Here is a 3206-nt window from a genome sequence, read left to right on the forward strand (position 1 = left end):
TTGATTCGCTTCGCCGTAAGGGCGAAAAGGGTAATACGGGGCCGTTATGAATCGTGCTCTGTCCCCGATTACCCCGGGCGCTTTGGCTTTACGGGAGCGCTGGATCAGCGGTTGTTGTAGCCATCTTCATTTGCATCATAGGTGATCTGGTAGACGTTATAACTCGCCCCCATCGCGCCGACGCCGGTGTAAGTAATGCGGCCCTGACCTTTGTACAGCTCCTCCATGCGCACGGCGTCATTGCCGAAATAGAACGGGATGAACATTTTGCCGGTCATGCTGTTGTAGCTGTCGGTGGGTTGTCCAATCAAGTCGTGTACCTGTCGCATGGACATGCCCGGTTGGATCTTGGCTAGGGGGCTGCTCTGCGGGATTTGGCTGGTGATCTGTTGTTGCGGTGTGCGCGGCGAGGCGCCGCACGCAGCCAGCAGGCCCATGGCTGCGATCAGGCTTAACTTTAGAAAATGGGTACGCATTTTATTCTCCAGAGATTTGCTGTGGGTTCAGGCGTTGGCTCAGCCTTGATTGGCGAGAATCTCGTCGGTTAATTCCTCGACTGCCGTGACACATTCTTCGTGCGTGGAGCTGACGAACCGCCCAAAGTGCCAGGCGCCATCTTTCTTGATGACGAAGGCCTGCATGTCGCCGGTATCCCGGCCGTCTGCTGTCACGCTATTGACGGTCTGGCAGGCACCGAGACCATTGACTTCGGTGAATTCGCCAAACTTGTAGACGTCCCTCACCAGCAGGTTGTCGATGACGACCTTCTGGACTTCGGACTCAGCGGAGTTACAGGCGCTGATGGCGCTGGCGAGGCCCAGCACGATGGTGCAGCGAAGCAGATTGGCAGTGGTGGCGCGATATTTCCGAGCGAAGAGGGCCGTCATAATGCAGTTGTCCTTGTGCATTGGGGGGGCGAGTAGCCAGGAGCGTTCAGAAACAGGCCGCTCGTGTTAAACAGACGCTGAACTCAGTTCACAACAAAAGCCACGGATGGGTGGCAGGTGTGGCGATATTCGGGAGGGTTTGCAGGTACTCGCGAGCGCATTCCGGCGTCGTTTTGTATTTGCAATCCTTTGCAACACTTTTGCAGCGAGATCGAATCTAACTAGGCCGTTAGAAATATTCAACGGCATTGCAGTGACAATCAGTGGGCCGTCACATTGCCCGACCTTGGGGGCGGTTGTTCTGGCTACTGGCTACGGATGCTGCGCGTAGGGTGGATGGCGCTTTATTCATCCACCGTTGAGGCGGCTGTCCGGGCTACTGGCTGGGGGTTTGGTGTTCTGGAATGGTGGTTGACCGCTATATCGGTTGTGTTCGTTCCAGCGTGTTGCGCCCCCTCGGGCGCCTCACTTTTCTTTGCTCGTGCAAAGAAAAGTAAGCAAAAGAAACACGCCCCGGACATCCGGGTTTCGCTGCGCGAAACTTCCCTCACTCCATCATTGCTCCAGGGGCCGGCGTACAAGGGCCGTCCCTGGCCCTTTATCGCGGTGGCGCCCAGCCCTCTCGCCGCATCCATGCGGCTCACTCCCTTCCACAACGATTCCACTCGGCCTGCTGAACGGGGGAGATGGCGCGCTTGATAAATCGATATTGAACCGCAGGCCCGGAGTCGTCGGGCTGTTCGCTTGATGGGTATCGCTGCGCTCAACCCATCCTACGAGCTAGCTAATCAAGCTGTGCAAGCTTCGCTTTTACCTTCCGCAATTCGCCCAAACAACGCGGTCTCCGAATCCCGTCAGGAGGCCGAGTGGAGGTGGTGTGGAGAGGGGCGTTTGGCATGGATGCCAAACGAGGCGTGCCGGGCCATGGATGGCCCGTCACGCCGACCCTCGGAGCAGCGCCGGAGCGAGGGGAGTTGAGCGCAGCATAACGGGGACGCCTAGTCCCGGATGTCGGGCGCGCTTTCTCTTTGGTTACTTTCTGCGCGAGTAAAGAGATACGGAGCGAAGCGTAGTAACAGCCGTAGGCTGGCCCGAAGGGCGAGCGCAGCGAGTCAAGTGACTCGGCGTAAAGCCGAAACCAGTAGACGAGGGCGACGTAGAAAATAAATCTGTCCCCTTTTTCCGATATGCTGAAAGAAATATGTGCAGTACGATGATGTACTGCTTGACGGTTGCGACAAGCGAGCTTATTCTCGCACCTCGTGAGCAGTACGCAATTGTACTGCAGAGGCTGGGGGTGATAAATGGCTAAGAAAGGTAAACGTTCTAAGGTTTGGAAAAAATGCATGGTCACGATGCTGTGGCTCTGGTGTGCGCCTGTGCTGCAGTTGAATGTAGAGCATGCATCAACAGGCATGGTCGGCTCACCTGAGGTGAGGAGCTTGCAGCTAAAAATTGGAACTGATACGGGGGCTAACTAGATGGTAAGCAATAAGGTTTTGTCGGATTTGGCGAGGGTAAGGGCAGGGCAAACCTTTCGCGGTAAAGCGGATGATCCGGAAAAGGCAAGTGGTGTAAAACTAATACAAATAAAGGATATTCGAGAGGTTGGGGCGGATTTTACTAATATTCCTTTTGCTGCAATAGAGCAAAGTAAGGTTGGTGATAATTTGCTACAGGATGGCGATATATTAATCCCGCTCCGTGGAGGGCGGTTTGAGGCTATGGTCTGCTATGGAGTGGATGATATTCCGACTATTACTATTAATCAGGTTGCTGTTATAAGGGTGATTCCGGAGATTATAAGGGTTGAGTATCTTTTGTGGTATCTGAACTCTGAGATTGGCAGATCTAGGTTGTCCAGTTATAGAGTTGGGTCTGTTCAGACGCATATTGGGCTAAAGGATTTAGCTGGCTTTAACATTCCTGTTCCGGATTTTTATGTGCAGGATAAGGTTTCGAAGATATATAATAACTGGTTGAGGCGGAAAAAGGTTTTAGAGCAGTTGGTCGTAAATGGTTCTGACTTGGCGGAGCAGGTGTGTTTAGATATGGTGGAGGGTATATGATTTTATCTTTGGTACATAAAGATGACTTTTTTAGAATTTTGAGTGAGTTTGGTTCAAAAGAGGGATTGGATTACTCTGATTACAGAGATTTTACTGTTGTTGTTTTTTTATTGAGTTATCTGGATGTGTCGAGGGGGTGGGGTTTGAGTGATGAAAAATTTCCTCGTTCCTTCGGTTTTTTTTCTGATGAAAATAGTGCTTGTAACTCTTTGATTGAGTTTTCTGTTTTTGCTGATGGGGTGTTGGGGGG

The 3206-nt window shown here is 52.4% G+C and carries 4 protein-coding genes; 2 read left to right on the forward strand and 2 right to left on the reverse strand.

What is annotated here, in order from left to right; all coding sequences use genetic code 11:
* Positions 1-104: 104 nt before the first annotated feature.
* Together DBR00_RS01595 and DBR00_RS01600 are read right to left on the reverse strand one after the other, a co-directional pair.
* On the reverse strand, positions 105-476 hold the full coding sequence (locus DBR00_RS01595; RefSeq protein ID WP_108489915.1) for a hypothetical protein: 372 nt from the start codon (positions 474-476) through the stop codon (positions 105-107).
* 39 nt (positions 477-515) lie between these two features.
* Positions 516-887, reverse strand: a complete 372-nt coding sequence (locus tag DBR00_RS01600) for a hypothetical protein (protein WP_108538003.1) — start codon at positions 885-887, stop codon at positions 516-518.
* A 1481-nt stretch (positions 888-2368) separates the two neighbouring features.
* Here DBR00_RS01600 and DBR00_RS01610 point away from each other — a divergent pair.
* Positions 2369-2956 (forward strand): restriction endonuclease subunit S, encoded by a 588-nt coding sequence (locus DBR00_RS01610; protein ID WP_108489913.1) that lies wholly within the window; start codon positions 2369-2371, stop codon positions 2954-2956.
* Positions 2953-3206: hypothetical protein (locus DBR00_RS20500; protein WP_146180654.1), on the forward strand; the 254-nt coding region annotated here is incomplete at its 3' end. The genes DBR00_RS01610 and DBR00_RS20500, both read left to right, overlap by 4 nt.

Origin of the sequence: Pseudomonas sp. HMWF032 (assembly GCF_003060885.1) — a bacterium.
GTDB lineage: Bacteria > Pseudomonadota > Gammaproteobacteria > Pseudomonadales > Pseudomonadaceae > Aquipseudomonas.